General features: G+C 41.6%; 20 protein-coding genes and 1 tRNA gene. 12 read left to right on the top strand and 9 right to left on the bottom strand.

What is annotated here, in order from left to right:
• Positions 1–40: 40 nt before the first annotated feature.
• Both polX and RIB15_RS10965 read left to right on the top strand, forming a co-directional pair.
• On the top strand, positions 41–1,801 hold the full coding sequence (gene polX, locus RIB15_RS10960; protein WP_350202195.1) for a DNA polymerase/3'-5' exonuclease PolX: 1,761 nt from the start codon (positions 41–43) through the stop codon (positions 1,799–1,801).
• Between the two features lie 64 nt (positions 1,802–1,865).
• Positions 1,866–2,465, top strand: coding sequence for a flavin reductase family protein (locus RIB15_RS10965; protein WP_350202196.1), 600 nt, complete (start codon positions 1,866–1,868; stop codon positions 2,463–2,465).
• Here RIB15_RS10965 and RIB15_RS10970 read toward each other — a convergent pair.
• The gene (locus tag RIB15_RS10970; protein ID WP_350202197.1) at positions 2,462–3,229 is read right to left on the bottom strand and encodes a toxin-antitoxin system YwqK family antitoxin; all 768 of its coding nucleotides are present in this window, start codon (positions 3,227–3,229) and stop codon (positions 2,462–2,464) included. The genes RIB15_RS10965 and RIB15_RS10970 overlap by 4 nt on opposite strands.
• A gap of 3 nt (positions 3,230–3,232) precedes the next feature.
• On the bottom strand, positions 3,233–4,318 hold the full coding sequence (locus RIB15_RS10975) for an AI-2E family transporter (protein ID WP_350202198.1): 1,086 nt from the start codon (positions 4,316–4,318) through the stop codon (positions 3,233–3,235).
• Positions 4,319–4,510: 192 nt separating this feature from the next.
• Between RIB15_RS10975 and RIB15_RS10980 the strand changes: the two genes are divergently transcribed.
• The 7 genes from RIB15_RS10980 (at position 4,511) to RIB15_RS11010 (ending at position 11,470) form a co-directional block, all read left to right on the top strand.
• Positions 4,511–6,682: a CHASE2 domain-containing protein gene (locus tag RIB15_RS10980; protein WP_350202199.1), complete on the top strand. Its 2,172-nt coding sequence runs from the start codon at positions 4,511–4,513 to the stop codon at positions 6,680–6,682.
• Entirely contained in the window at positions 6,682–7,983 is a 1,302-nt protein-coding gene (locus tag RIB15_RS10985; protein WP_350202200.1) for a M48 family metalloprotease, read from the top strand. Before RIB15_RS10980 ends, RIB15_RS10985 begins: the two co-directional genes overlap by 1 nt.
• Before the next feature lie 109 nt (positions 7,984–8,092).
• The gene (gene mce, locus RIB15_RS10990) at positions 8,093–8,491 is read left to right on the top strand and encodes a methylmalonyl-CoA epimerase (RefSeq protein ID WP_350202201.1); all 399 of its coding nucleotides are present in this window, start codon (positions 8,093–8,095) and stop codon (positions 8,489–8,491) included.
• A gap of 44 nt (positions 8,492–8,535) precedes the next feature.
• A tRNA-Pro gene (locus RIB15_RS10995) sits at positions 8,536–8,609 on the top strand.
• Between the two features lie 283 nt (positions 8,610–8,892).
• The gene (locus RIB15_RS11000) at positions 8,893–10,170 is read left to right on the top strand and encodes a GAF domain-containing SpoIIE family protein phosphatase (RefSeq protein ID WP_350202202.1); all 1,278 of its coding nucleotides are present in this window, start codon (positions 8,893–8,895) and stop codon (positions 10,168–10,170) included.
• Between the two features lie 150 nt (positions 10,171–10,320).
• Positions 10,321–10,818, top strand: coding sequence for a hypothetical protein (locus tag RIB15_RS11005; RefSeq protein WP_350202203.1), 498 nt, complete (start codon positions 10,321–10,323; stop codon positions 10,816–10,818).
• Positions 10,819–11,050: 232 nt separating this feature from the next.
• Complete coding sequence (locus tag RIB15_RS11010; RefSeq protein ID WP_350202204.1) at positions 11,051–11,470, top strand: hypothetical protein; 420 nt, start codon at positions 11,051–11,053, stop codon at positions 11,468–11,470.
• A gap of 216 nt (positions 11,471–11,686) precedes the next feature.
• Here the strand turns inward: RIB15_RS11010 and RIB15_RS11015 are convergent, their stop codons facing one another.
• The gene (locus RIB15_RS11015) at positions 11,687–12,313 is read right to left on the bottom strand and encodes a class I SAM-dependent methyltransferase (RefSeq protein ID WP_350202205.1); all 627 of its coding nucleotides are present in this window, start codon (positions 12,311–12,313) and stop codon (positions 11,687–11,689) included.
• Between the two features lie 212 nt (positions 12,314–12,525).
• Here RIB15_RS11015 and RIB15_RS11020 point away from each other — a divergent pair, with 212 nt between their 5' ends.
• The gene (locus RIB15_RS11020; RefSeq protein ID WP_350202206.1) at positions 12,526–14,040 is read left to right on the top strand and encodes a DUF7282 domain-containing protein; all 1,515 of its coding nucleotides are present in this window, start codon (positions 12,526–12,528) and stop codon (positions 14,038–14,040) included.
• 62 nt (positions 14,041–14,102) lie between these two features.
• Here the strand turns inward: RIB15_RS11020 and RIB15_RS11025 are convergent, their stop codons facing one another.
• The 5 genes from RIB15_RS11025 to RIB15_RS11045 all read right to left on the bottom strand — a co-directional run bounded on the left by RIB15_RS11025 (position 14,103) and on the right by RIB15_RS11045 (position 18,005).
• The gene (locus tag RIB15_RS11025; RefSeq protein WP_350202207.1) at positions 14,103–14,474 is read right to left on the bottom strand and encodes a copper chaperone PCu(A)C; all 372 of its coding nucleotides are present in this window, start codon (positions 14,472–14,474) and stop codon (positions 14,103–14,105) included.
• A 77-nt stretch (positions 14,475–14,551) separates the two neighbouring features.
• Positions 14,552–15,127, bottom strand: a complete 576-nt coding sequence (locus RIB15_RS11030; RefSeq protein WP_350202208.1) for an SCO family protein — start codon at positions 15,125–15,127, stop codon at positions 14,552–14,554.
• Positions 15,128–15,150: 23 nt separating this feature from the next.
• Complete coding sequence (locus tag RIB15_RS11035; protein ID WP_350202209.1) at positions 15,151–16,074, bottom strand: cation diffusion facilitator family transporter; 924 nt, start codon at positions 16,072–16,074, stop codon at positions 15,151–15,153.
• A gap of 149 nt (positions 16,075–16,223) precedes the next feature.
• Entirely contained in the window at positions 16,224–16,685 is a 462-nt protein-coding gene (locus RIB15_RS11040; protein WP_350202210.1) for a hypothetical protein, read from the bottom strand.
• A gap of 42 nt (positions 16,686–16,727) precedes the next feature.
• The gene (locus tag RIB15_RS11045; protein ID WP_350202211.1) at positions 16,728–18,005 is read right to left on the bottom strand and encodes a M14 family metallopeptidase; all 1,278 of its coding nucleotides are present in this window, start codon (positions 18,003–18,005) and stop codon (positions 16,728–16,730) included.
• Between the two features lie 122 nt (positions 18,006–18,127).
• On the opposite strand from RIB15_RS11045, the gene RIB15_RS11050 reads away from it, so the two are divergent.
• Together RIB15_RS11050 and RIB15_RS11055 are read left to right on the top strand one after the other, a co-directional pair.
• Complete coding sequence (locus RIB15_RS11050) at positions 18,128–20,083, top strand: BamA/TamA family outer membrane protein (RefSeq protein ID WP_350202212.1); 1,956 nt, start codon at positions 18,128–18,130, stop codon at positions 20,081–20,083.
• Positions 20,084–20,086: 3 nt separating this feature from the next.
• Positions 20,087–24,631, top strand: a complete 4,545-nt coding sequence (locus tag RIB15_RS11055) for a translocation/assembly module TamB domain-containing protein (protein WP_350202213.1) — start codon at positions 20,087–20,089, stop codon at positions 24,629–24,631.
• Between the two features lie 169 nt (positions 24,632–24,800).
• On the opposite strand, the gene RIB15_RS11060 is transcribed toward RIB15_RS11055, so the two are convergent.
• Positions 24,801–25,715, bottom strand: a complete 915-nt coding sequence (locus RIB15_RS11060) for an MBL fold metallo-hydrolase (RefSeq protein ID WP_350202214.1) — start codon at positions 25,713–25,715, stop codon at positions 24,801–24,803.
• Positions 25,716–25,841: the final 126 nt, after the last annotated feature.

The following is a 25,841-nucleotide window of genomic DNA, read 5'->3' on the forward strand; positions in this document are numbered from 1 at the left end:
TACTATCATTCGATAAACTAAATCTTAGCAAGCACCTTTCATGCCCTATACCAATCAGGATATTGCCGAAAAACTCCGCGAAGTTTCACAGCTCATGCAACTCGCCGGTGAAAACCGATTTAAAGTCATTGCCTTTGATAAAGCCGCCCAAACTATTGAAGGACTTGGGGATGACATCAACGACTATATCAAAGAAAAAAACCTGACCGACATTAAAGGGATTGGAAAGTCGATTGCAGAAGATATCTATGCGCTCGATGAAACCGGCAAAATGCCCATTCTGGAAGCCTTTAAGGAAAAAGTACCTGAAGGGTTAATCGACTGGCTGGGTATTTCGGGACTGGGCCCCAAAAACGCTTATAAAATTCACAAGGAACTGGGTATCAGCACCATTGATGAATTAAAAGAAAAGATTGAAGACGGATCTGTGGCCTCTTTATCGGGATTAGGACAGAAATCAGCGGAGAAGATCATGAAATCCATCGAGTGGATGGAGAAGTTTGATGAACGCTGCCGGCTGGATCAGGCTGAAGAAATCGCAAATACTATTTTTGACAGCCTTAAAAATCAGGATGGAGTTCAACAAATCGAAGTGGCGGGCTCCTACCGGCGTGGACTCGAAACCATTGGAGACATAGATATTCTCATTGCGGCTGACGAGAAACATATTGACTCATTGTTTGATGTATTCACCAATCACGAACGGGTGACCGAAGTTTTAGGTAAGGGTGATACCAAGAGCTCTGTTCGAACCAAAGAAGGCCGGCAGGTAGACCTTCGCATTGTTTCTCCAAAAGAGTTCCCGGCTGCTTTGATGTACTTCACAGGCAGCAAAGAGCACAATGTAGTTTTACGACAACGAGCCAGGGATCGCGGGATGAGCCTCAATGAATACGGACTTTTCAAATTAGACGATAAAGGCGACACCGACTTTGACTCACCGGTTAAGTTTTCAAGTGAATCCGATATTTACAAAAAGCTGGATATGCATTTTGTGCCACCGGAGCTTCGTGAGGACCGCGGCGAGTTCGCCATTTATGAAGAGCAAGAAGAATTTGACCTGGTAACTAACGATGATATCCGTGGTGTTATTCATGCACACAGTACCTGGAGTGATGGCAAATATTCCATTAAAGAAATGGCCGAAGCCTGCATGGAGCGGGGTTATGAATATCTTGGATTGACCGACCACTCCAAAACCGCTGCATATGCCGGAGGGCTTTCCGTCGATGAAATTAAACAGCAGTGGGAAGAAGTGGATAAGCTGAATGAGGAATTCAAAGAATCCGGAAAGAACTTTATAATCTTCAAAGGCATTGAATCGGACATTCTGGCTGATGGATCGCTGGACTACGAAGATGACATCCTCGAGGGATTTGATTTTGTGATTGCCAGCGTGCATCAATCTCTGGAAATGCCCCGTGAAAAAATGATGGAGCGCATGAGAAACGCCATCAAAAACCCATATACAAGAATTTTAGGACACCCCACTGGGCGGTTACTCCTAAAAAGAAACGGGAGTGATTTAGATCTGAATGAACTGGTAGCCTTAGCTGCAGAATACAATACTGCTATCGAAATAAATGCGAACCCCCACCGCCTGGATCTGGACTGGAGGTTTGGCAACAAAGCCCGTGAAGTTGGTCTCATGACTTCCATTAACCCCGATGCTCATACAACCGATGGCATTGATGACATTCCCTATGGTGTACGCATTGCCCGGAAAGGGAAATATGATAAAGACCGGGTGTTGAATGCCAAAAGCGCCAAAGAGGTAAAGGCTTTTTTTGAAGCCCGCTGATTATGGCAACTTCTTAAAATTGGCTACCTTCGTTCACTGATTTTCTTAATTAAAATCTACTCTCGTGATCATAGAAAAATCTCAGTTTTCTGACCATCAAATTGCCAAGCTTGTCAAAGCATCTGTGGTGCCACGGCCTATTGCGTGGATTTCTTCGGTTGGTAAAAGCGGAATCCCAAACCTGGCTCCCTACAGTTATTTCAATGTGATTTCCCACAAACCAATTATGTTCATTACCTCTATAGGGCAAGGAGCAAATGTCGGGAAAGATGGAGACAAGGATACACTGGCAAACATCAAGGAAAGTGGAGACTATGTAATCAATTTAGTCTCAGCCAAGCTTGCGAATCACATGCATAAGAGCAGTACAATTTATCCTAAAGAAATAAGTGAGTTTGAAAAAACAGGGCTCACTCCTGTCAAAAGTAATTTAGTGACTGCTCCAAGAGTGGAGGAAGCCGTTATCAGTATGGAGTGTAAATTAGATCGGGTGATGGAACTGGGAGATTTTAATCAGGTAATCGGAGAGTTGGTTTGCTACCACATCAAAGATGATGTTTACCTCGAAAATGATAAGGTAGATTACGCAAAGTACGACCCCATTGGAAGAATGGCTGCTAATTACACCTACGTACGCGACCTGTTTTTCCCAGAAGATATTTAGGGGTTATACGTCTCGCGATTAATCTCACTACCCAGGCTGTCATATTCAATCCAAACACCGGATTGTTTCCCGTCTTTATATTGACCTGTAACCTGTACTTGTCCATTGGGATACCACCTTTTTACCTTTCCGCTTCTGGGGCCTACTTCAGAATATGGGAACTTAAACCGTGGCTGGCCGTCAGCATAATACTGAACAAATGATGTATCCGTTCGAACGGTATAACTGGTTAGCGCTCCTTTTTTGTCATAGTAGCTGGTTAAGGTGTCCGTTCTTATCTGGGTAATTTTCTGTGTAACCGGATCAATAAGGTAAAGTTCATCGGCATTCCAGCTTACAGACAACCGACCTAACTTATCCCAAATACTGCCCGTTTCTTTAATATAATCTACGTCCATCCCAAGCCTTCGGCTTGCATACCAATAACGAAGCCTGAACATTTCTCCATTTTTAAATTCACCCTGGAGGTTATAATCCCTGCTGTCAAAGGTTCGGATGTAGCCTTCATAAGGCTCCTCTGCTCTCGTGTTGTAGAGAATGAGTGTGGTGTCCTTTATAGCATACATTCGTACACCATTCACTTGAGTTGAACCAATATATTGATTGGGAGGAACTGCTATACCTGTAGTGTCCCGGAATTCAAGATGATCATATCCATCTAAGAAATAATGCTCCTTCTTTTTTTCTTGCGTGGAACAAGCATTCCCAATAAGCAAACAGATAAGTATGTATAAGAATGTACTTCCCGGGTTTTGTGCCTTCACGCTTTATTCTTCATATTTGACGGAGTTGCCCAGTAAATACCCATAAGGCTTCATTTCTGGAATTTGATCAAAAATCACTTTTAAGATACCAATCAACGGTACGAATAAAATCATTCCTGAGATACCCCATAATTCTCCGCCTATAATTAAAGCTATCATGGCCACAAATGGATTAATGGATACTTTGGAACCGACAATACGTGGGGTAATAAAATTTCCTTCCAGAAACTGAACCGTTCCAAAAACGGCAATCACAAGAACCGGGGTTATAAATGAGTCGGTAAGAAGCAGAGCAAATAATAAAGGGGGCAACGCTCCTATTATAATTCCGATGTAAGGAATGATTGCCAGCAGCGAGGCAAAAACCCCAAAGAAAAAAGCGTGCTCTAAACCAATAATAAAAAGACCTGTGGTATTTAAAACCGCCAAAATTCCGATCACCGACAACATTCCAACTAAATAATTCTGGGTTACATCCTGTACACGGCTCAATAGCTTATCTACACTGGAGTAATCTCCCTTTCTGGAGGCAAAAAGCTTTTGAAAAAAAGTCTGGTACATTTCCTGATAATACAGCATAAAGAAAATAAAGATGGGCATTAGCGTCATCACCGTAAAAATATTGGTGGTGGCGCTTACGACAGAGCTCACATAATTACCACTTTGATCAATCAGATTATTGATGCCCTGTTGCACATATTCGCTCTGTTCTTCCTGAGAAATCCCTACTGTTTCTTCCAGGTACTGAATAGTATTGGTCGTGACGGCTTTTAGTTTTTCTGTCACTTCCGGTATTCGTTCGGCAAACTGTACAAACTGAGCTGAAATAAGAGAAAGGATTCCACCTAGCACCACTAAAACAACCAACAGAGTAAGAATTATGCTGAAAGCTCTTCCCATCTTCCATCGTTCAAAGAGTTTTACTACCGGACTCAGAAGCATGGCAAAGAACGCCGAAAAAGCCAGGGGCATTAGAATAAACTTCCCATAACTCATCACCAAAAACAGCAGATAAAGTCCAATTAACGTAACGGTAGATTTAAACCAGAAAGGATATTTTTCAACAGACTTTATTCGATGGTGTGGCATAAAAAACTATATTGTTAGGGTTTCCTTCAATACGACAAGGCAATGATAATTAAAGCATTTCAAAGATATCATCTAAATAATCAGAGAATATCATACAGCCGATTATATTAAAGGTTACGCTATAAAGTGCACTAAAACGCTTAAATTCTTATACTAAAAAAGTATTATTCCGCTTCGAAATTCGGGGACAAAATGAAAAAAAGAAGAAAACTCAATAAAGTCGTACTTGTGAGCATGGTTTATACGGCTGTCGCCTGCTCACTTTTTGTTCTGCAATACACAGGCTTTTTCAGTCCCATAGAAGATTCCCTGCTCGATCAAAAGTTTCGATCTTTTGAGCGAAATGTGCCCAAAGACCGTGTGTCGCTGGCTATGATTGACCAAAAAAGTCTGGATGCTTTTGCAGAAGAACACGGCATTTATTGGCCCTGGCCTCGTGAGGTTTATGGCACTGTTCATAATTACCTGATGGCAAAGCAAGCCCGGCTGGTAGTGTATGATGTGCTTTTTGACCAGCCTGATTTCGACCGCAATGGCCTATCGGGAGCACGCAGTGATCTTTATCTGGAGCAGATGTTTGGTACCTACCAAAACTCCGTACTCTCAGCACAAACCGTAGAAAGTGAAGATGGTTACAAAAAACCTGATCTGTCCCGATTTACTTATTCTTTTGCTTTAGAAGATAGTTCTGAACTTTACTCTGTTCATAATGTGCCCATACCCCGATTTCTGCAAACTGCTCATAAAATTGGTTCCGTTGCCATCCCTACTGAAAATGAGTCTATTATCCGAAGGGTGCCTATGTTTTTTAATCTCTCTGAAGATGAAGCCCTCCCTTCTCTTGGAGTGGCCGCTTACCTCGGGTATCAAAGAAAACAGGTTTCGATAGAAAAAAACGACCGTTCACTTTTGCTGGATTCTTTGAAGGTGCCTATTCAACCTGATGGCAAATATCTGATTAACTGGTATAAAAAAGGCGGCAGTGAAGACGGTACTTTCAAAAACTATTCATTTTATGGATTATTTAAAGCCGGGCTCGAATTTCGTCAGACCGGTGATCCCAAAGCAGACTCTTTAATTGAACTGAAAGATAAAATTGTATTTGTAGGGGCAAATGCCGCCGGTTTATCTGATATCAAATCAACACCAATGAGCCCGATTGAGCCTTTTCCGGGAGTTGAGATTCATGCCACTGTTACTAACAACCTTTTGGAAAGTGATTTCATTACCACTATTTCTCCCCTTACCAAGAACATCCTCATTCTTATCTTTACAGCTGTTCTTCTTGTCCTGATTTTCTGGACGCCTTCTAAAGTTAATATTTCCTTTTCTGCAGTACTCATGGGTTCAATTATAGTGGCTGGGTTACTCTTTTTTAGTGTTTATAGGATTTGGTTTCCCACCGCTGAGATTTTTCTGTCATCTTTGCTGATGATTATTGTGGGATATACAACTAAATATGTAAGTGAGGATGCACAGAAGAGAGCCATTCGAAGCGCGTTTGATTTATACCTCCAAAAAGAGTTGGTTGAACAAATTATCGAGCAACCTGAACTGCTTAAATTGGGTGGAGACAAAAAAGAACTTACAGTATTGTTTAGCGATTTAGCCGGCTTCACCTCTATTTCTGAAGACACCCCACCCGAAGACCTGGTCACATTTCTGAATGAATATCTGAGTGAAATGACTGACATTGTTTTCAAGAACAAGGGCACGCTGGACAAATATATCGGAGATGCCATCATGGCCTTTTGGGGTGCTCCGGTTCCCGAGGAAGACCACGCTTATTATGCCTGTAAATGTGTGCTGGAAATGGAGCAAAAACTGGCTGAATTACAGGCAAAATGGAGTAGTGAAGGCCTCCCTGCCCCGCATGTTCGCTATGGATTGAACTCAGGACCCATGGTTGTAGGAAATATGGGTTCAAAAGATCGATTCAGTTATACAGTTTTAGGTGATAATGTAAACCTTGGGGCCAGGCTTGAACCAGCCAATAAAGATTTTGGCACCCGGATATTAATTTCCCAATCAACAAGAGAGCAGGTTAAAGACCGCCTGTTAACCCGCGAAGTAGCACTCATGAAAGCGAAGGGAAAAACCAAACCTATTCGGATTTTTGAACTTATCTGTGAAAAAGGTACTGATGAGTATAAGAAATGGGAATCATTTGTAGAACTTTTCCATGGTGCGTTAAATCATTATTATAACCGTGAATGGGATCAGGCAGAGGCTCAGTTTCAAAAAGCTCTGGAACTGAAAGACGGGGACATGCTTTGCCGAATTTATTTAAAGAATACTGAGGTATTTAAAAAGAATCCACCCGGCGACACCTGGGAGGGTAGTTATCAACAAACAAATAAATGATGAAAAAATTACTTTCTTCTTTTGGGGTACTTTTATTTTGCGGAGTTATTTTCAGCCAGTCTGCTTTGGCTCAGGTGAAATACACTAACCAAACAGCCGACATGCGGGAAGGGCCAGCAGCCTATCATGAGTTTTTATTACGGCTGTATATCAACAACAAGGTAGAACTTGATTCTTCGCAGGGCTATTGGGACCGGATTTGGTTTAAAAGCACCAGAGGCTGGGTTCCAAGCTATACACTTTCGGACACAAAAATTAGTGACGACAAACTACAGTCTGATTCTCTTCAAAGTCGGATGAACCTGATGTTCTCCCAAATTAACAATGAGGAAACTGATGCTGAAGAAGAACTTGTAGCCTCACCTACACAAGTATCTGCTGCAGTAAAAGGTTTTGCAGAAAAATGGCGCCGGGCACGCGACATTGAATACACCGTAGACTTCGAAAAATTCCAGATTGAGCCTGCTTCTCCCACTGAATTCCAAAACTTTATTGGTGTGAGAGAACGAAAAATGAATCCATCTCAAAAGAGAAGGCTATTGTATCCGGGTGCGGTTTTTGTACCCTACACCGACCCTGCCATAGATCAGGTTGGTTATGCCGTTGCTAGTGCTGTTGCACAAAAAGGGTTGATCAGAAACTATCAGCTACAGCGCTATCTGGATCTTCTTTCCGGGTTGATTGTAGAGAATAGCCATAAACCCGAACTCGATTTCAAAGTTTTCATCCTGGATTCAGAAGCCGTCCAGGGATATTCTCTGCCCGGAAATTATATCTTTGTTTCAAAGGGGGCTCTAAAACAAATGCGTTCTGAAGCTGAACTGGTTCATTTTCTGGCTCATGAAATCGCTCACCTTGTATTCAGTCATGGAATGGTCGAATATAAAGAACAGGAACCCAGAGTTAAGCGGGAGAGCTTACTGGATGAAATGCGCAGAAAGTTGGCTGAAGATGGAGCAGAAGATCAGGCTACAGAAGAGGAAAGAGAAAATGAACAACGGATCACAGACTGGACGGATGGTTTTTATGATGCAGCCAATTCTGAGCGGTTGGAGTCATATGAGTTTGATGCAGATTATTGGGGCATCATTTACACATACCTCTCCGGATATAATCCTAACGAGGCTATCAAATACCTGAACAGAATCCAGATATCTGAAACTGAAGCAATTACGGAATGGACAGGTCTTTCTCTGGAACGAAGGATTGAAGCCATCAACGACCAGATAGACGACCTTAATCTTGGAAATGGTAATACCAGCAGCGAGTTGTTTCAACGGTTGATGAATTCACTGGAATAACTTTTACACCTTTTCTACTAATTTCGAGATGATTAAAAAGTGATTTTCTTACGCTCTTTAATCATCTTTTTATTTAGATTTTAATCTGTTTTCATTAAAAATAATCGTCATGCATATTGATCACATTGGCATTGCTGTTAAAGACCTAAAAGCAGCAACTGAAACCTATTCCAAGATTTTAAACGCTTCCCCCACTAAAACTGAAGTTGTTGAAAGTGAAAAGGTAGAAACTGTTTTCTTTCAAACCGGAGAATCTAAAGTTGAACTGCTCGGCCCTACAGCCAATGATTCTGTAATTGCAAAGTATGTAGAGAAAAAAGGGGAAGGACTCCATCACGTGGCTTTTGAAGTTGATGATATCCATGCTGAGCTTGACCGTCTGCGAAAGGAAGGATTTACTGTACTAAACGAAAAGCCTAAAGATGGAGCAGATAATAAACTGGTCGCCTTTGTCCATCCGAAAGATAATCATGGGGTTTTGGTCGAATTATGCCAAAGTAAGAAGTAATTGAGTTTTGCCTGATTTGATGTGTATCTTTAGCGCTCATTGTTCGGGACGTGGCTCAGTCCGGTAGAGCACTCGGCTGGGGGTCGAGGGGTCGCAGGTTCAAATCCTGTCGTCCCGACATTTACTATTAAGGGACGTTAGCATTGCTAACGTCCCTTTTTTATAATTTTTCATTTCTAAATAAACCTTAATCACTTCATAACTGGATTACACTGCCGACGCTCTTTTTTGCTTATCTGGACAAGCATTGTATTCCTACGAAACCTTGTAGTATATTTGTTCTTCTTATTTATATTATAGGGCTTCACTTATGGGTTTGGTACAATTTGATCAAGATGAAAGCAACTCTGAAAACTACTTCAAGAGTTTAACAGTGTAATTATTAGGTACGGGTATCGGGTATGAAATCTACATCACAATCTATCAATATTGATCAGCTTAACCTGCTCATGGAGCTGGTTGGAAAGATCAACTCTAACCTGGAGCTTGATAAATTACTTCGGGAGATTATGGATTCTGCTAAAATCATAATGGATACCGAAGCAAGTTCACTTTTCCTTCTTTCCGATGACAATTCTAAGCTCACCTTAACGATTCCAACTGGCCCAGCTACAGCGGAGCTCTCAGGAAAGAGCATCCCCGCAAATCAGGGATTGAGTGGCTGGGTGGTTCAGAATGTTGAACCTGTGATTGTCAAAGATGTGCAAAAAGACTCCAGATTTGCCGGAGAGCTCAGCGTAAGCTCCTCTTTCACCACCAAAGATCTCATTTGTGTGCCCCTCGTTAACCATAATGGAAAAGTAATTGGAGCGCTTCAGGCAATCAACAAGAAAAACCCTGAGGAACTGACTGAAGAATTAATTCCAGTGTTTCAGACTCTTGCCAATCAGGCCGCTATTGCCATTGAAAATGCCAAACTACAGCAACAGCGAATTGAGAAGGAACTCATGGATAAAGAGCTTGAAGTTGCCCGAACCATCCAATCAGGATTCTGGCCAAAGGAAGTTCCAAATATTCCTAATTACCGGATAGCCGGCTGCAGTAAACCAGCCAAAAGTGTTGGCGGAGATTATTACGATTATATTCCCATACCAGGCACCAACCGGTGGGGATTTACAGTAGCTGATGTAACCGGAAAAGGAGTGCCTGCCTCACTGTTAATGGCTACCATGCGTGCATCCCTTCGTTCTCATGTTGAAAACAATAACAACGTAGGGGATTCAATTAATCGGGTTAACAAACTTATCTATGAAGATTCTCCTATCGACAAGTTTATTACTGCTGTTTATGGAGAGCTTGATACAGAAACCCACACCTTCAATTATGTGAATGCAGGGCACAACAATCCTTATTTACTTGATGTACACAATCATAAACTTACTCAGCTCGAAGTTGGCGGAGTAATGCTTGGCATCATGGACCCTGTAGACTTTAAAGGAGACTCGATAAAATTATATTCCGGAAATAAGCTGATTCTTTTTTCCGATGGAATTCCCGAGGCCAGAAATAAGGAAGGGAATTTTTTCTCTGATGAAGCATTTGAAGACTGGCTTATGGAGCATAAATCCCTTTCCCCTTCCCAGATGATGATGAACCTGCTAAAAACAATTGATAATTTTAGTAAAGGTCAGCCCCAAAGTGACGATATAACACTCATCATTATTGAACGTGTTCAATAAATAGGCTGCTTAGTCAAAAAACCTAAGATTGACTAGGGTCTGTTTTTCTTAAAAAACATAACTTTTCTGTGGCAAAATAATTTGTAACAAATCATCTGCACGGAACTTTTATAATAGGCAAAAGTATACATCTACAAGGAAAGTTTGATTATGTATATCATTAACAACAAGAGACAAATCGAGAGGATAAAAGACATGGTGACTGTTCGTAAGAACATGGATACCTATGAAGTTTTTTATCATGACCCTTCTACCGGGGAACTCTGGAAAAGCTTTTTCCCCAGAGGATATAAAAAACATCAAGGCCCTAAATTACTACGGCCCGAACCTTTGCCCGACAACCTGGAGCTGCAGTTGGAAATTTGCCTCAACAGCCCCGATGATTCAGACGCCATTGGTTTAGGAATAGAGTGCTCGGTTAAACCTGAAAAATGGGAAGAGATCATTGAGATACTTGATAAAAACCGAAAGAAATATCTCCGTAGCCACCTGAACACCTTTATAAAACATCTGGGAATTTTAAGCCCAATCGAATCTCTTAAAGAGATCGAGTTGCATCCTGAAGATCTTAAGATTGATGAGGAAAAATTTACCGCACTCAAAAAGAGGGCTAAAAGAATTAAACTGAAAAGATTCTTTAGAATTTAGTTCACACTCCCGCAAGAAAAACTCTCTGATAAGGCCGAAAAACACTCCTTTCCGGTTCACTCCCCTCTTAACATTAGAGAGTTTTAATATCTAATATTTGTAAAAACAAGCTCTCAGGATATCCAGAGCCTTTTTTTCATCTCCACAGGGAAAATATTTCCGCTTCATTAAAATTAAAATTTTTTAATGTTAGAGGAATTTAATATTATTTAGGCGAGATAAATAAAACTCAATGAGAGTAGCAATCATCCACATATTAATTCTTCTGGCTTCAGGCTTTTGGGCTTCTCTTCAGGCACAAGCAACAGCCGTCATGCAGGTCAGGGTAGAGGTCGTAAGCGGGGCGGGTTTAACTTCTATTGAAGAACCGACCATCGACCTAAGCTCCGTCGATTTAGTCGACAATGATGTCAAGGCTGGCGGATTTTCTTTAAGAACCGCACCCGGTACTGATGTTAGTGTTTATATCTCCGAAAACTCCTTAATCAGGAATTACAATGGAGATACTATTGAGTTCGAATCCCTCACAGTAGACAAACGCTCTTCCGAAACTGGTGAACACCATATCTCACTGAATGGTAAAATCAAAGACCAAGCCACACTTTCCGGTCATTATCAGGGAGATGTTACTGCCGTTATAGAATACTTGTAACTACCATTCTATTTACTCCGGCAAACACCTCTTTTATCCCTTTCAGGGATACCAACCCGCTTATCGTACGCCATTTCCCAATCTTAAATAAACTTCTCCAATCCGATAGCTTTTGGGCTTCGTAGTATTAAAGTGCTGAGATTAAGTGATTAGCAAACATATACTCCGAATAACTCAAATAAAGCCTCGGTTTTGATCGATCGGGGCTTTTTATTTTTAGATGGGCTGCTTTACTCCCTTGATCAGAAATAAATTCCAGTATCTATAGCTCCATTTTTCTTTGTGGTGAACATCGAAATGATGAGATGTGAGCATTTCGATAGCTTCACCCATAGTAACAGTTTGAATGGTTTCATTGGTTAGTTTATCGATCCAGTAGTTAATGACCTTGAATAGCCCTTCTCTATTCCAATCCAGTAAATAAAAGTTACCTCCGGGTTTAAGTACCCGATGCACTTCCCTAAACACAGCAACCTGATCAGGATAATTATGAAAAGCATTCATCGAAATTACCTGATCAAAAGAATTTGATTGAAAACCAAGTTTATCAGCAGAATGCCCGGTGAAACTAATATTATTCACATGCCTTAACTTCTTTTGGGCTATTTCCAGCATTTTTGAGGAGAGGTCATTTAAAATAAACTCCCTGAATTCATCTTCCCTTTGTTGAAGAAGCTCAGCTAAGAAACCTGTGCCTGCACTAAGATCCAAAAGGCGGTCTAATGGATCCGTATCGAATTCTCGCAATAATCTTTGATGGGTATTCACTAAGTAGCCTTTCCACCGCTCATCGTATTGAGCTGCCTGAGCATTGTAACTTTCTGCTGTATAATTTTTATTCATGTCAGTCCTGATACCACTTCTCTTGTACAAAAAATTTATTGGATGCCCGCCTTTTTAGAGACATTCACTAAGATATACACTAGTTCACGCCCTTTCATTTGCCCCTTATAACCGAGCCTTTCAGATCATTTTATTTTTTCTGCAATCTGGTTGAAAGATCAGTTCGTACTCACAACTGAACAAGAAATAAAATTCATCAAGAAAAAACTATTATGAAATCACTAAACAAGTTAATCATTATACTGGCTGCTGTGGGATTGTCCTTCACAGCTTGCGACAATAATAACTCTTCCGGGGAAGATGACTCTGATATCCCGTCTGTAGAAGTCAATACGCAAGGAACCAGCAATGGAAACCAGGTAGTCATCTCAAATGTTGTATCTCCTGAGAACGGCTGGATTGTTGTTCATCGTTCTAACGCAGCTGGCAACGGCCCGCAAGTCCCTGAAATTATCGGTAAAGCTATGGTTGATGCCGGTGCAAATTCTGATGTCACCATTCAGCTCGAAGAAGGTGTTTCTAATGACGAAACCCTTTGGGCTATGCTTCACGAAGATACCGGAACGATGGGTGAGTATGAGTTTGACGGGCAAAATGGACTAGACCTTCCTGTTACTTTGAATGATGAAATCGTTATGACATCCTTCATGATTTCTCAAACTGATCCGGCTATTTCAGTGATGGACCAGGTTAACAGAGGTAATATTTTCAATATTGGATCTGTATCCGCTGCAGAAGACGGCTGGATTGTAATTCATGGCCCAAATGCTACTAACGATGGACCTCAAATTCCTGAAATTATTGGTAAAGCCCCGGTTTCAGCAGGAGTTAACGAGAATGTTGAAATCGTATTGAATGATGGTGAAGAAGTGTCGGTTGGCGACAATCTTTTCCCAATGCTTCATTATGATACCGGAACCGATGGTGAGTATGAATTTGACGGACAAAGTGGTTTAGACCAGCCTGTAATTACAGCTGAAGGTGATATCGTTCTTACTTCTTTTGAAGTAATTGAAAATACGTCTTCCCTGATGGCCGAAGATCAAACCATTATAAACAACTCTATTACCGTTGATGTAGAGTCTGACACCGATGGCTGGATTGTTGTGCATGCCTCAAATGCAACTAACGATGGACCTCAAATTCCTGAGATTATTGGTAAAGCTCCCATTCAAGAAGGAATGAATACCGATGTTCAAATCACCTTTGATGAAGGTGTTGTTGTGGAAGATGGTGACGTGTTATACCCGATGGCGCATTATGATACCGGAACTATCGGAGAGTATGAATTTGACGGGCAAGGTCCACACGATCAACCCGTAATAACTGCTGATGGTATTCTATTGACCAGTATTACTGTTAGCGGGTCTCCATCACCTGCGGTAACTGTCGAGGATCAGGCTGTGGAAAATGGAAGTATTACCATTTCTGAAACCATGGCTAGCCAAATAGGATTTGTAGTACTGCACAGAGACACCGGTAATGATGCCCCTGTTGTTCCTGCAAGCATTGGTCATGGTCAGGTTTATACCGGTCAGAATACAGACCTGGTAATTGAGCTTAACGATGGAGAAACTCTGGAGTCAGGAGAGAAAGTATGGGCGATGTTACACATCGACAACGGAACTATCGGATCATATGATTTTGATGGTTCTCAGGGATCAGACGATCCACCGGTATTTGACTCAATGGAAAACATAGTAATGGTTCAGTTTACGATACAGTAAACTGAGACGTTAAGTGGTTGAGGCTGCCGGAGAACCCGGCAGCCTTTTTTTATTCAATATGTTTATGGCTTTACCGGAAGCCTTTTGGTGAACTCCCCTGCCTCCGCAAAATTCAACCTGACAGTTACTGAGTCTTCGCTATTCAAGTCTTTCTCAATCCCCATTAGCATGATATGCAATCCTCCCTGTTTGAATTGAATTTCTTCTCCAGGCTGCAGTACTATATCTTTTTTTTCACGCATGCCCATCATACCATCTTCTGTTTTATAAGATTCATGGACCTGTGTCATTTTAGCAACATCAGAATTCAAAGATCTTAACGTGTCAGTTGTACTCAGCAAATTAGTATAAGCAAAATAAGCCGCACTGGTTCCGCCGGAAGCTGCCGGGCGAACTCTTTCATCAACCCGCACCTGATTCCCATTCTGATTCATTTCAGCATCTGTTTTTTTTGTAGTGCAGGCCGACAATAACATCATGCAAAAAATAAAGGATATAGATATAGTAGCTTTCATCGAACTTTGTTTAAATCTTCAATTACAAGAGAAGGTATCATTGGCTGACTTCCTCCATACTCAAAAATGACACGGGCTTGTTTGTCCAACACCATAATTTTATCTGAGTGATTAATAAAATACAGTTCAGCTCCGCTTTCCGTTTCCTGGGTAAATGAAACCTGGCTTCTGACGCGAGCACTGTCCATAAGTGCAAACACTTGAGTGGAATCGCCGGTTAAAAATGTGAAATTCTCATCTACTCCAAATGCATTCCCATACTTTTTAAGATTTGAGGGGGTGTCTCTAACCGGATCAAAGCTAGCTGCGACGAATTGTACATCCCCCGGATAATCCATTTGTTTCTGAATCTTTACAAGATTCTGTGTAATCAGTGAACAGATGTCGGGACAATTGGTATAAATAAACCCCATTACAATATACTTGCCTTCAAAATCATCGGGAAAGGTAATCTGAGTACTATCCTGATTTACTAATTGAAAAGAAGCATCACCCATATCTTCAATTACTTCCGGATTGTTGCCACAGGCCACTATTAACAAAGGCAGAAATAGAACAAATATTTTCTTCATAACGAGACTAACTCTCTAATAAATTAATGTTGATGAACCACTTTGTGTTTATGATCACCACAGGGTTCAAATTCAAACTCAAGTGTGCTATGATGAATATCAAACTCATCATGCAGTAATTTTTTAATGGAAGATTTAATCATCTCCATTTCATCAAGGTTTTCTTTTTCGATTACCACATGGCTCTCCAATAAAATGCTCTGTTCATCGAGCCTCCATACATGCACATGGTGTACGTCGCATACTTTTTCAATTTTTGTCATCATTTCTGTAAGCTCAGAAATATTAATATTCTCCGGCTTGGACTCCATCAGTATATTGATAGTTTCCCTAAGCATATAATATGAATGCCAGAGAATATAGATACCGATAATCACTGTAAGTATGGTATCTACGATATACCATTCATATTCTAAGATCAGCCACCCGCCAATAATCACGCCTACAGAAGAAAGTCCATCCGAAAGAATATGAATGAAGGCACTCCTCATATTAATATTATCCCTGGAATCTTTCCAAAGCAGCCCCGCCGTAACAAAATTGCCTATCAACCCTACTATAGCCACCCAGAACATGGTGTAGCCATCAATAGCCTGAGGCTCAAAAAAGCGTTCTACCCCTTCTTTTATAAGAAACAGAGCTACGATAACCAGCGTAATCAGGTTGATGAAGGCGCCAATAATTTCCGCTCTCTTATAGCCAAAAGTCTTGGACGGGCTTGCACCTTTTTTAGAGATCTTTTTTGCCACCAGGGTTATCCCAAGCGACACCGTATCGTTGAGATTATGAATAGCATCCGAGAGTAAGGCAAGGCTATTCGAGATCAGTCCACCTATCAATTCAGCAATGGTAATTGCAAGATTCAAAAAAATGGAAACCCATAATTTCCAGATGGAAGAATCATCAACATCAGGATGATGGTGGTGGTGATGATGGTTATGACTCATAGCTATTCTCTTTTCTCATGAACGAAACTAATTGCATTTTAAGATAAACACATTGTATAGGTGAACAATGTTAATATGAGCCTTTATCGAAAAAGTGAAATGCCTGATTCTAATTTTTTCTTATCTAATTTTGAGAAGTCAAAGCCTGATCAAAATCCTGAATACCAAATCGTAAAGCTGGCAATAAGAGAAACCAAAAACAGAAAATATGCCTGCTTAACCGGTCGGTCTGGCAGAAAATTATATAGTGGGTTTTCACGGAAAAATTCTTCAAGCTGCTCTCTCCGGGTTTTCTCATCGGGATTCAGCTCATCTTCTTTTTTTACCAGAACTTCAGCGTCGCCATCTACTTCTTTAAGGCTTTCATTCAGAAACCCGGCAATGGTATACTGATCAACTTTACCCAGTTTACTGGCAATAAGATAGGCTGGTGTGCCTACCATAAAAATAGCGATTCCTACAATGGACTTATCAAGTACGGTGAGTTCAAGAAATATTCCCAGCGACATGCTAATCAATATTCCAAGACCGATTATACATAACAGCGCGCTTAATACAAGCCGTAGCTTCCAGTTGTAAATCCCTTCTAATAATACTTGCGAACCCTTCATGCTTTTCTATTTAACTTTTAATTGAATATGTGTATCCCTGAATTAGTTTTCAAGACTTGTTTTTTCCCATTTCTCAAGCAAAAGCTTCATTAGTGATTTTGCTGCAGAACGCGAAACTTGCTCCAAATGCTCCTCACTTATTTGATCATCTACCTCATAGGTTACTGCATCAATGCCAAAGGTATGGTAGAACCAGTTTTTTGCTATGGGTGAGGATGTATCAAACTCTTCGACATTAAATTCAACTTCAGGATTGTCTGCCAGAACACGTTCTACCCAGAGCTGGGTAAGGTTATCCGGACTTGTTTTCACCTCTTCATTTATGGGATAGAAGATGTTTTCGTTGGTTGAATGAAAATCGATGGCATAAAATAATGGCTGCGAAGCTGAACCCTTGAGTGGCTCCAGAGCCTCACGAACCGCTTTTGTTTCAGGTTGATTGAAGTTTTCCCAATCACGGTTTAAATCAACACCACCCGCGTTATGCCGCCAATGCCCATTATCCACCCCATCGGGGTTTAACATCGGAAATGCTTTAACGATAAAAGTCTCCCGAAACTCTCTGGCCAGCTCATTATCCGCGATAAGTTCTTCGAGGAAAAGCAATGAGGCCAGGTATCCTGTTACTTCAGGGGGATGCTGACGGCTTACAATAGCTAAAACAGGGGTCTTTTCATTTTGCTTTGCTTCCGTGATTTTCAATTCCCAAATCGGCTTGCCCAATTTCGATTGACCCACCTCATTTATTTCAACAAAAGGCTCGCCTAAAATTTCACGTTTATTCAGGTTTGATAGTAAGTCGGACGAAGTGCGGAGTGACTGTCCGCTTATTATGATCGGATCGGGTGCAAGGAGTACTTCAAACGTGGCAGTACCCGTTGCAGAGTCATATTGAACCGGGAGTTCCATTTGTTGCTTCCACGCACTATCTGGCTGAACCCAGCTTTGTAGTTTGGGAATATATCTGTGTGTTGCATCCAGGTAATTTAGCCTTATCTTTGCCATACGCACGGTATCGCTCCAGATTTTAAAAGCATACCATGGACTGTTATTGATTGGGGCATTTTCCGGAGCGATGAAAACCTCGTACGTTGAGTCATTATACATATAAACATCATTCATCCGGGCCCCTTCAAACTCATTGCTAATCCATACTTTTGGAGAGTCAACACCGATAGTTCGACGAGCCTGATTTTGAATAACCTTATCTTTGGTGTTTGTTACATCAGGCGGATCGTAAGAAAAGCCTGTGAATTCTTCAGTACTTTTACACGAAACAATTAACAAAGAAACAATAACGACCTGAAAATACTTATACATATATAAGTGCTATTAACGTTTTTGAGTACATTTAAAACCTTGACTAAATAACTAAGATTTCAAAGATAGCAAACATTCAATTATATCAGTTATACTTATCTTTATTAATATAAATCACTCACTTGGTTACTACTAATTTAAAACTTCTAATGCATCTGGCCTCTTTATTGGGAGTTTTCCTTCTTGTTTCTATACAAGCTGTAGCTCAGGAAGAACCTGACCCGCCAAAAGTTTGGAGTGTCAAAATTGAAGGCAACCACACTTTTGAAGCCTTAGTGATCAAGGATGTGATTTCTAATGAGCCTCCCTCACCATTTAAAAAACTACTGTTTTGGCGCCACCCAGGCATGCTGTTGAATGAAAATGAAGTAAGAAGAGATGCAATTCGCATTGAACGCTTTTACCAGCGCCGGGGCTTCGACGATGTTATTGTAAACTACAGAATTGAAACTCTGAGTAAAGAATGGCGGAAATCAGTGATTTTCGAAATTACTGAGAATGCACCCATCAGGATTAAAAATGTTAACTTCGAAATTTCTACATCCAGTGAAGATCGTGCCTTGATTACCAGCGACGAAGACTTCACTGAAATACGAGAAAAACTCCCTTACCGGGCTGGTCAGCGTTATGAGACTATAAACAAATCTGAGATAGAAGGTAAACTGGTGGGGCGACTGCGAAATCTTGGCTATCCATATGCTACCAGCCAGGTAAAAGCAGAAATAGACAGTACTTCTAAATCCGCAAATGTAACCCTGATTACAAATCCCGGACCAAGAGCACGGTTTGATTCCGTCCTCGTAGAAGGAGAAGAAAATCTGGCTGAAAAATACATCATTCGGGAAACGGGCATTCAACTAAACGAGGTATTCAGCGAAAATAAGTTGAGAGAAGCACAACGCGAAGTTTTCAGCCACCATATGTTGCGCTTTGCGTTGATCAATATTCCTGAGCAACCCAGAGACTCAACCATAAATGTCAAAGTCAGAGTTAAAGAGACTCCACTCCGAACCATCCAGCTGCAATTTGGAGTCGGCAATCTAACCCGAATTGACGATGGCTGGGCAGATTTCTATAAGCTATTTCGAGGACAGGTTTCCTGGACTCACCGAAATGTTCGCGAACGGGGAGAACGTTTTACAGTAACAGCAAATGCCTCAGCCATTGAACAACGGCTTGGTGCCAACTATTTATTTCCCTATGTCTATAACACCAAAACGTCCGTAATTTTATCTCCATTTTTTGAACATAAACTGGAACCTGCCTATGAAATTGTTCGGGGAGGGATGACTAATAGTTTTGTATATCAGTACAGCTCAAACTTGACAGGAACCATTTCATATGAATTCAGCCTGAATAATGAGGTTACACGAAATTCTCAAGAAAGTCTTCCTGATAGCATACAAGCTTATAATGTATCTTCTTTTAATCTAAATGCTTTTTATGCCCGCAGCTTTCAACGAGGTAAAAGAGGCTGGTCTTTCCAGCCGTTCTGGGAGCTATCTGGCTTGTTTGGAGAATCCACCTTTAGTTTTCAGGAGTTGGGAATGGACACTCGAAAATTTACTTCACTTACAGATAATATAGTTTTTGCTAAGAGAATTGATTTTGCCGGCATCTACTATGCAAAACAAGACTCCCTCCCCTCAGACGTTCGAATTTATAGCGGAGGAACCAACTCCGTACGTGGCTGGAATCGTCAGGAACTGGGCCCGAAACGACCAATCATTAGCCAACAGGGCGAGTTCCAGCAGTTTGTGCCTGTTGGAGGCAGAGGTATGTTTAGCTTTAATACGGAATTCAGGTTTCAGCTTGACCAGTTGATCAGAGGGTTTGGTGTAGCTACGTTTCTGGATGGTGGACAGGTTTGGAGAAACTTTAGTGATATAGGCACCACTCCCTTGCAGTTTGGTGTTGGCGGCGGACTCCGTTATCAATCACCCATTGGCCCAATAAGAATTGATCTGGCCTATAAAATCAACCCAACTAATGAAGATCTTCAAATTTATCAGGGCCAAAATTATGGAAGTGCCTGGGATCGGTGGGGACTTCACTTTAGCATCGGACAGGCATTTTAATTTATGAGTGATAAGCAAACACATATCATCATTCGTATTTTGAAAGTTCTGGGCTGGACTTTGCTCACTCTGTTCATACTGATTGCAGGTATCCGGCTTTCATTGAAAACCTCTGCGGTTCACAACTTTGCCAAAAACAAAATTATCTCTTTGGCCAACAAGCAGCTTAACGGCACGCTTTCAATAGGTAATATTGACGGGGATTTATGGAATGATTTTACGATTACATCCATCGTCGTACAACAGACAGACACCGTTGCATCCATCGATTCTCTCGGCATCAAATATGATATATGGGCACTATTGGCAAGGTCTTTTAATGCACAGCAAATTAAAGTAAGCGGCCTGAATGCTTCCATTATTGAGGAAGCAGACACGACTTTCAACGTGCAGAAATTGGTAAAAGAAACTGAGCCTGCACAAACTGAAAAAACTTCTGCTGGTACAGGCTTTACGGTCAATTTGGAAAACATCCTGATTGAGAAAAGTTCTGTTTTTATTCGCTCGGGCTCTTACTTGCCTGACTCTTCCCTCACAATAAAAGAACTCAATGCTGCTGCTGGCTTTTCTTTATCTGAAGAACTTTCCGGATCGCTCTCTTCTTTGTCGTTTAAAGTGAAAGAAGGAAGGCTTCCAACAGCGATTTCTATTGAGACGGCTGGTTCATATCAGGATCAGGAAATCACCTTAAACCAATTGATTGTTGAGACTGGTCGTTCGATGCTCAGGGCTAATGCTTTTGCAAACCTTCAGGATTCCACATTCAATGGCCAGGCGAAAACTTCTCCTCTCTCTTTACAGGACCTGCAACCTTATCTTGACCGGGAAATCCCCATGCAGGAACTGCAACTTGGGATAAAAGCCGGGGGCTCTGCAGACTCACTTCATATTGAACTGACGGCCGAAGGTGAAGGCTTTGATAATTTTGTGGCTATTTCTGATCTCTCTTTTTCCGGGACGCCTGCCCTTAAAAAACTGGGTTTAAGTGCTCAAAACATTGATATTGGTTATTTTACCAATGATTCTGTAAAAGCCAGCATTGCTGGGTTCCAGGCTACTGCTGAAGGAAAGATCACACAAGATTACCCAACAATGAACACTACCTGGGGGTTTACTTTTCATGATATTGAATACCAGGATTACAAGTTTGAAACTTTCTTTGGCAGTGGCACCATCCAAAATGGAGAGCTCCGCTCTAACTTTCAGTTAAGCGATGGGGAAGATAAAATCGTAGCAAATCCTCAGGTCAAAAAACTGTTTGATGCATTGCCCTCATGGACTATTCCTGTTACCGTTTCAAATCTGGACATTGGCTGGTGGCTGCAAAATCCTGAATTGAATGGAGAACTAAGCTTCAGAAGCCAGATAGAAGGCCGGGGTTTTCAGCTTTCAGAAAAACCGTGGACGTTTCGCTTATACCCAAGTACATCTCCCAAGCGCCAACCTACTCTTGTAAAAAAAGCCGGTAAAACAACAAAAATAATCCCGCATACCGGTATTGACACACTTACGATCAATGATCAGGTGTTTTCAGATTTCAATATTAAAGGAAGTATTAATAAAGACTCTTTAAAAGCGGATGGCTTTGTGCAGCTCATTAAGAATAAAGTGTCGTTTAATACTGCCGTTGCAAATTATCAGGGTGAGATTCCTTCGTATTCATACCGGCTGAAAGCTACATCATTTAATGTTGCTGAAATTGTGAGTTTGGAAGACTTCCCGACCAGTATTAATCTGCAAGCCAGCGGTACGGGGCGATATTTTGATCCTGAAAAACTCGAACTCGAATCCAACCTCCGTATCGATTCCAGCTATGTAAATGGAGCTTCTTTCGATCGACTTAATATCATAGCTAACCTGAAGAATAATATTCTGACTATTTCAAAAGGTGATTTAAACAGTGAAGTAATTGAAGGAACCTTCTCCGGTCGAAAAAATCTCAGGGATCAATCTGACCCGCTAAATAAGCTAGCAGTAGACATGAATGTGAAAAACCTTCAGCCGCTGGCTTCTTTACTGGGCGTGCAGTTGTTAAATGCCGAAGGATCTATTACCGGAAACATCACTGAACAAGACAGTACCCTGCAGTTTGATGGAAATGTAGACCTGAAAGATGTTAAGTATGACACGCTTTTATCAGCAAATACCATTAAAGGCAGTACGAAAATAACCATTGGCGAAAATTACAATTACGACCTTACCCTTAATATCGCCCAACCTGCTTATACTAATTTTACCCTTCAGGATGTACAGTTTGAATCCATTGGGAATGCATCTCCCGACTCCGTTATGGGAACTTTTAGGCTGAATATAGAAAGTGACGATGCCGGAGAAATCACACAGTCCGGAAATTATAACATCAATCTGCAGACGTTACGCACTCATCTGATGTGGCAAAAATTTGATTTTAAAACTCCAGCGCGCGTATTGTCCCTACAGTCTCCTTTTCAGTTAACCTATCAGGATGCTGCTATTCAAACCGATACGTTATATCTGCAGTCGGATGGTGGAACTTACCTTACCCTGGCAGTGCCCTATGCTGATTCTCTCAATCAGGAAGGCTGGGTGCAAGGTCAGGACTTTGACTTTGGTGTAATTCAAGAAATACTTTTTGACGAGCGGTTTGTGGACGGGATTCTTTCCGGGAATATGAGCTTTTCAAATAGCCCTTCCGAACTTTCCGGAGAAGGGCTTCTAACTATCTCAAACCTGGCTTATCTGGGAACAGAAGTGGATGCTATGGACCTGAATTTCAGCCTTATTTCGGAGCGTCTTGAGGCAGAACTTGGGTTGATGATGAATGGAGAAAGAAAAGTATATGGAAAGCTGGACGTTCCTTTTGTTGCTGCCGACCCTGCCACACTTGACGATTCCTTTTTTGAGGAGCCTGTTAGCGGGCAGTTTGTAATTAACCCTATCCATCTCAGTGAATTCCAAAACCTCCTGGATGCTTTTGGAATTATAGGAACTCAGGGAATACTCACCTTTAACGGAGAGCTTTCCGGAACCGCCGGCGAACCCGATATGGAAGGTGTCTTTCAGCTTGGCGACCCCACCCTTTCCGGAATCAAAATTGATACTGCTTTTGCTGAATTCAGATATCACCATCAGCTAAAAAATGTTACCGCGAACGCAGAGATATTAGCCCGGGGACAGCAAGCTGCCTCCATAAGGTCAGAACTGCCTATTTCGATGGATTTCAGAACATTGGAAATGAATATGCCGGATGAAGAAGATTCTCTTTATATCAGCATGGTAACTGATAATTTTAACCTGTCTGTATTCAATGATTTCCTGGACAAACAGTATGTTAACAAACTTCGCGGGATGTTAAATGCGGATATCAATATTGCAGGTACTAAAAGCACCCTTACCCCAAAAGGCTACCTCCGGCTGGATAAAGGAGAGCTTTCGGTTCCTATAGCAGGAATCAAACTTACGAAAATACGATCTGAGCTGGATTTTGATGAATCAGGGCTGCGGCTAAACCAGCTTTCAGCCAAAAGCGGCAGCGGGACTTTTAATGCCAATGGTAATATCGATATGGAGGGCATCACCCCAACCAACCTGAATATCGAAGCCAAAGCAAGACGATTCCGCCTGGCCAACACGTCTGATTATAACCTAACTATAGATCTCGACAGCAGGCTAACCGGAAAGCCCACCCAACCTACCGCTTCAGGTGAGTTAAGAATTAAAAATGGATTTGTTTACCTGCAGGATTTTGGGGAAAAGTCGGTAGAATCCGTAGAACTTGAAGGGGAAGAAACCTCTTCTTTCAGCGCCTATGATTCCCTTTCCATAGACATGCGGTTTGTAATTGAGCGGAATTTCCTGATTCGCAACCGCCGTTACCTGGATATGGAAATAGCAATGACCGGGGAACTGGATGCTCAGAAACAGAGAGAACGGGAGCTGGAGCTGTTCGGAACGCTTAATGCCCAGCGCGGATATGTTCGCCCATTAGGTAAACAGTTTACGCTTGATGAAGGTACTTTTACTTTTAGTGGTCCGATGACAAACCCCGACTTGTTCATTAAAACAAGTTATGTTCCACAAACCAGCCAGAAACAAGGCGACCCCATTATATTATATTACATCATTGAAGGCGAAGCAGAAGATCCAAGCTTCAGGTTTGAAAGCTCCCCACAGATGGAACAGCAGGACATTATATGCTATACCCTTTTCAATAAACCTTGTTATGCGTTAGAATCGTGGCAACAGGTGGTAAGCGGAAGCAGTGGATCTTCCCCAACCGATTTACTGGTAGATGTATTGCTGGATGAATTTGAGACACTGGCTACGCAGCAATTGGGGATTGATGTGGTTCAAATAGACAACTCCGGGGCCAATGGAAACCCATCTATCAAAACCGGATGGTATCTCAATCGCCGGACTTTCTTCGCTATCATTAATGAGATTAGCGGCACAACGCCGGAAACGTTATTCATCCTTGAATACCTGTTAACCAAAAACCTTGACCTCATTCTCACCCAGGGTGATGACAGCCGGCAAGGTATTGACATCCGCTGGCAATACGATTATTAAAGACCTGAGCTAGCCGCAGGTCTCGCCCCGGCAGCATTCTTCAGCATTGATTCCGCAGGCAGCACACTGTCCATGCCCATGCACCCAGACCAATTCAGCAAGTTGTCCACAAAAAAGGCACCTTCGCTTTGTCTCTTTGCTTTCCTGCTTTTTAACTGATGAATTATTCTTATCCATTGTCTTCGGTAAGTTCTGCATAGGCCACTTCAATATTTGCGCTTAAAGGGAGTCGCCAGCCGGGCGCTTTAAATTCCTCAAAACCATCCAGCGTTTCTATTTTCATGATTTCTTCTTTTGACTTCCCGGCTGCAATACCCTTTTGAGTATAATCCAGCAAAGCAGTAAAAAAATCTCTCATCAACTCAAGATCTACATTACTTCCGGTGATTCCATAGTCAGAATTTCCATGTCCAAAAATATACATAGCATCTGAAGGCAGATCTTTTGCCGTACTGTTTAGGGTGGTTATCCAGTTTGAAATAGAAGCTCCGGATCCGCGATCAATAAAAGGATGCGCCCGGTTAAACATCAAATCGCCCATATGGGCCACATTTGCCTTCTCAAAATAAATGACAGAATCGCCGCCGGTGTGTGCCGGCCCATAATGCGTTACATGAACCGTTTCATCCCCAACATCTTCTTTCCATGTTTTTTCATAGGTCGTATCAGCATAAACTTGTGCATCCAAAGCTTCCTGCCCGCGTGACTCGGCTGACGCTTTCTGCAAATCAGGTACATTCTGATGAGCCAAAATTCTCTTTACTTTTCCTTTAAACGCAGGATTACCCTCCGTATGGTCTCCGTGATGATGCGTATTAATCAACAGGTCGAAAGCAAGATCAGTCATTTCTTCCAGACCAGAGATACAGGCTTGTGCCGATTCAGTAAACTGAGAGTCAATAACTACTACCGCATTCTCATTCACCAGCCAGCCAATGGTTCCTCCTCTTCCCACAAAAGTACCTACATTCCTCCGTAGTGTGGTAAATGGACTTTCCTGCCCGGCAGCAAAAAGTTTGTGAACTGGGAGTGTAGCAGCTGCTCCCATCAATGCGGATTTTAATAAGAATTCTCTGCGTTTCATATATCTTTAGTTTGGTTGATACGAATATGGACATTCAACGCAATATAAAAGACAAAACATTCCAGGCAAGTTTGGTCTCATTGATTCCGCACTTAGCACCCTAATTCGTGCCGACGCAGAGCATCA

The sequence above is a fragment of the Gracilimonas sp. genome (genome assembly GCF_040218225.1).
Lineage (GTDB): Bacteria > Bacteroidota > Rhodothermia > Balneolales > Balneolaceae > Gracilimonas.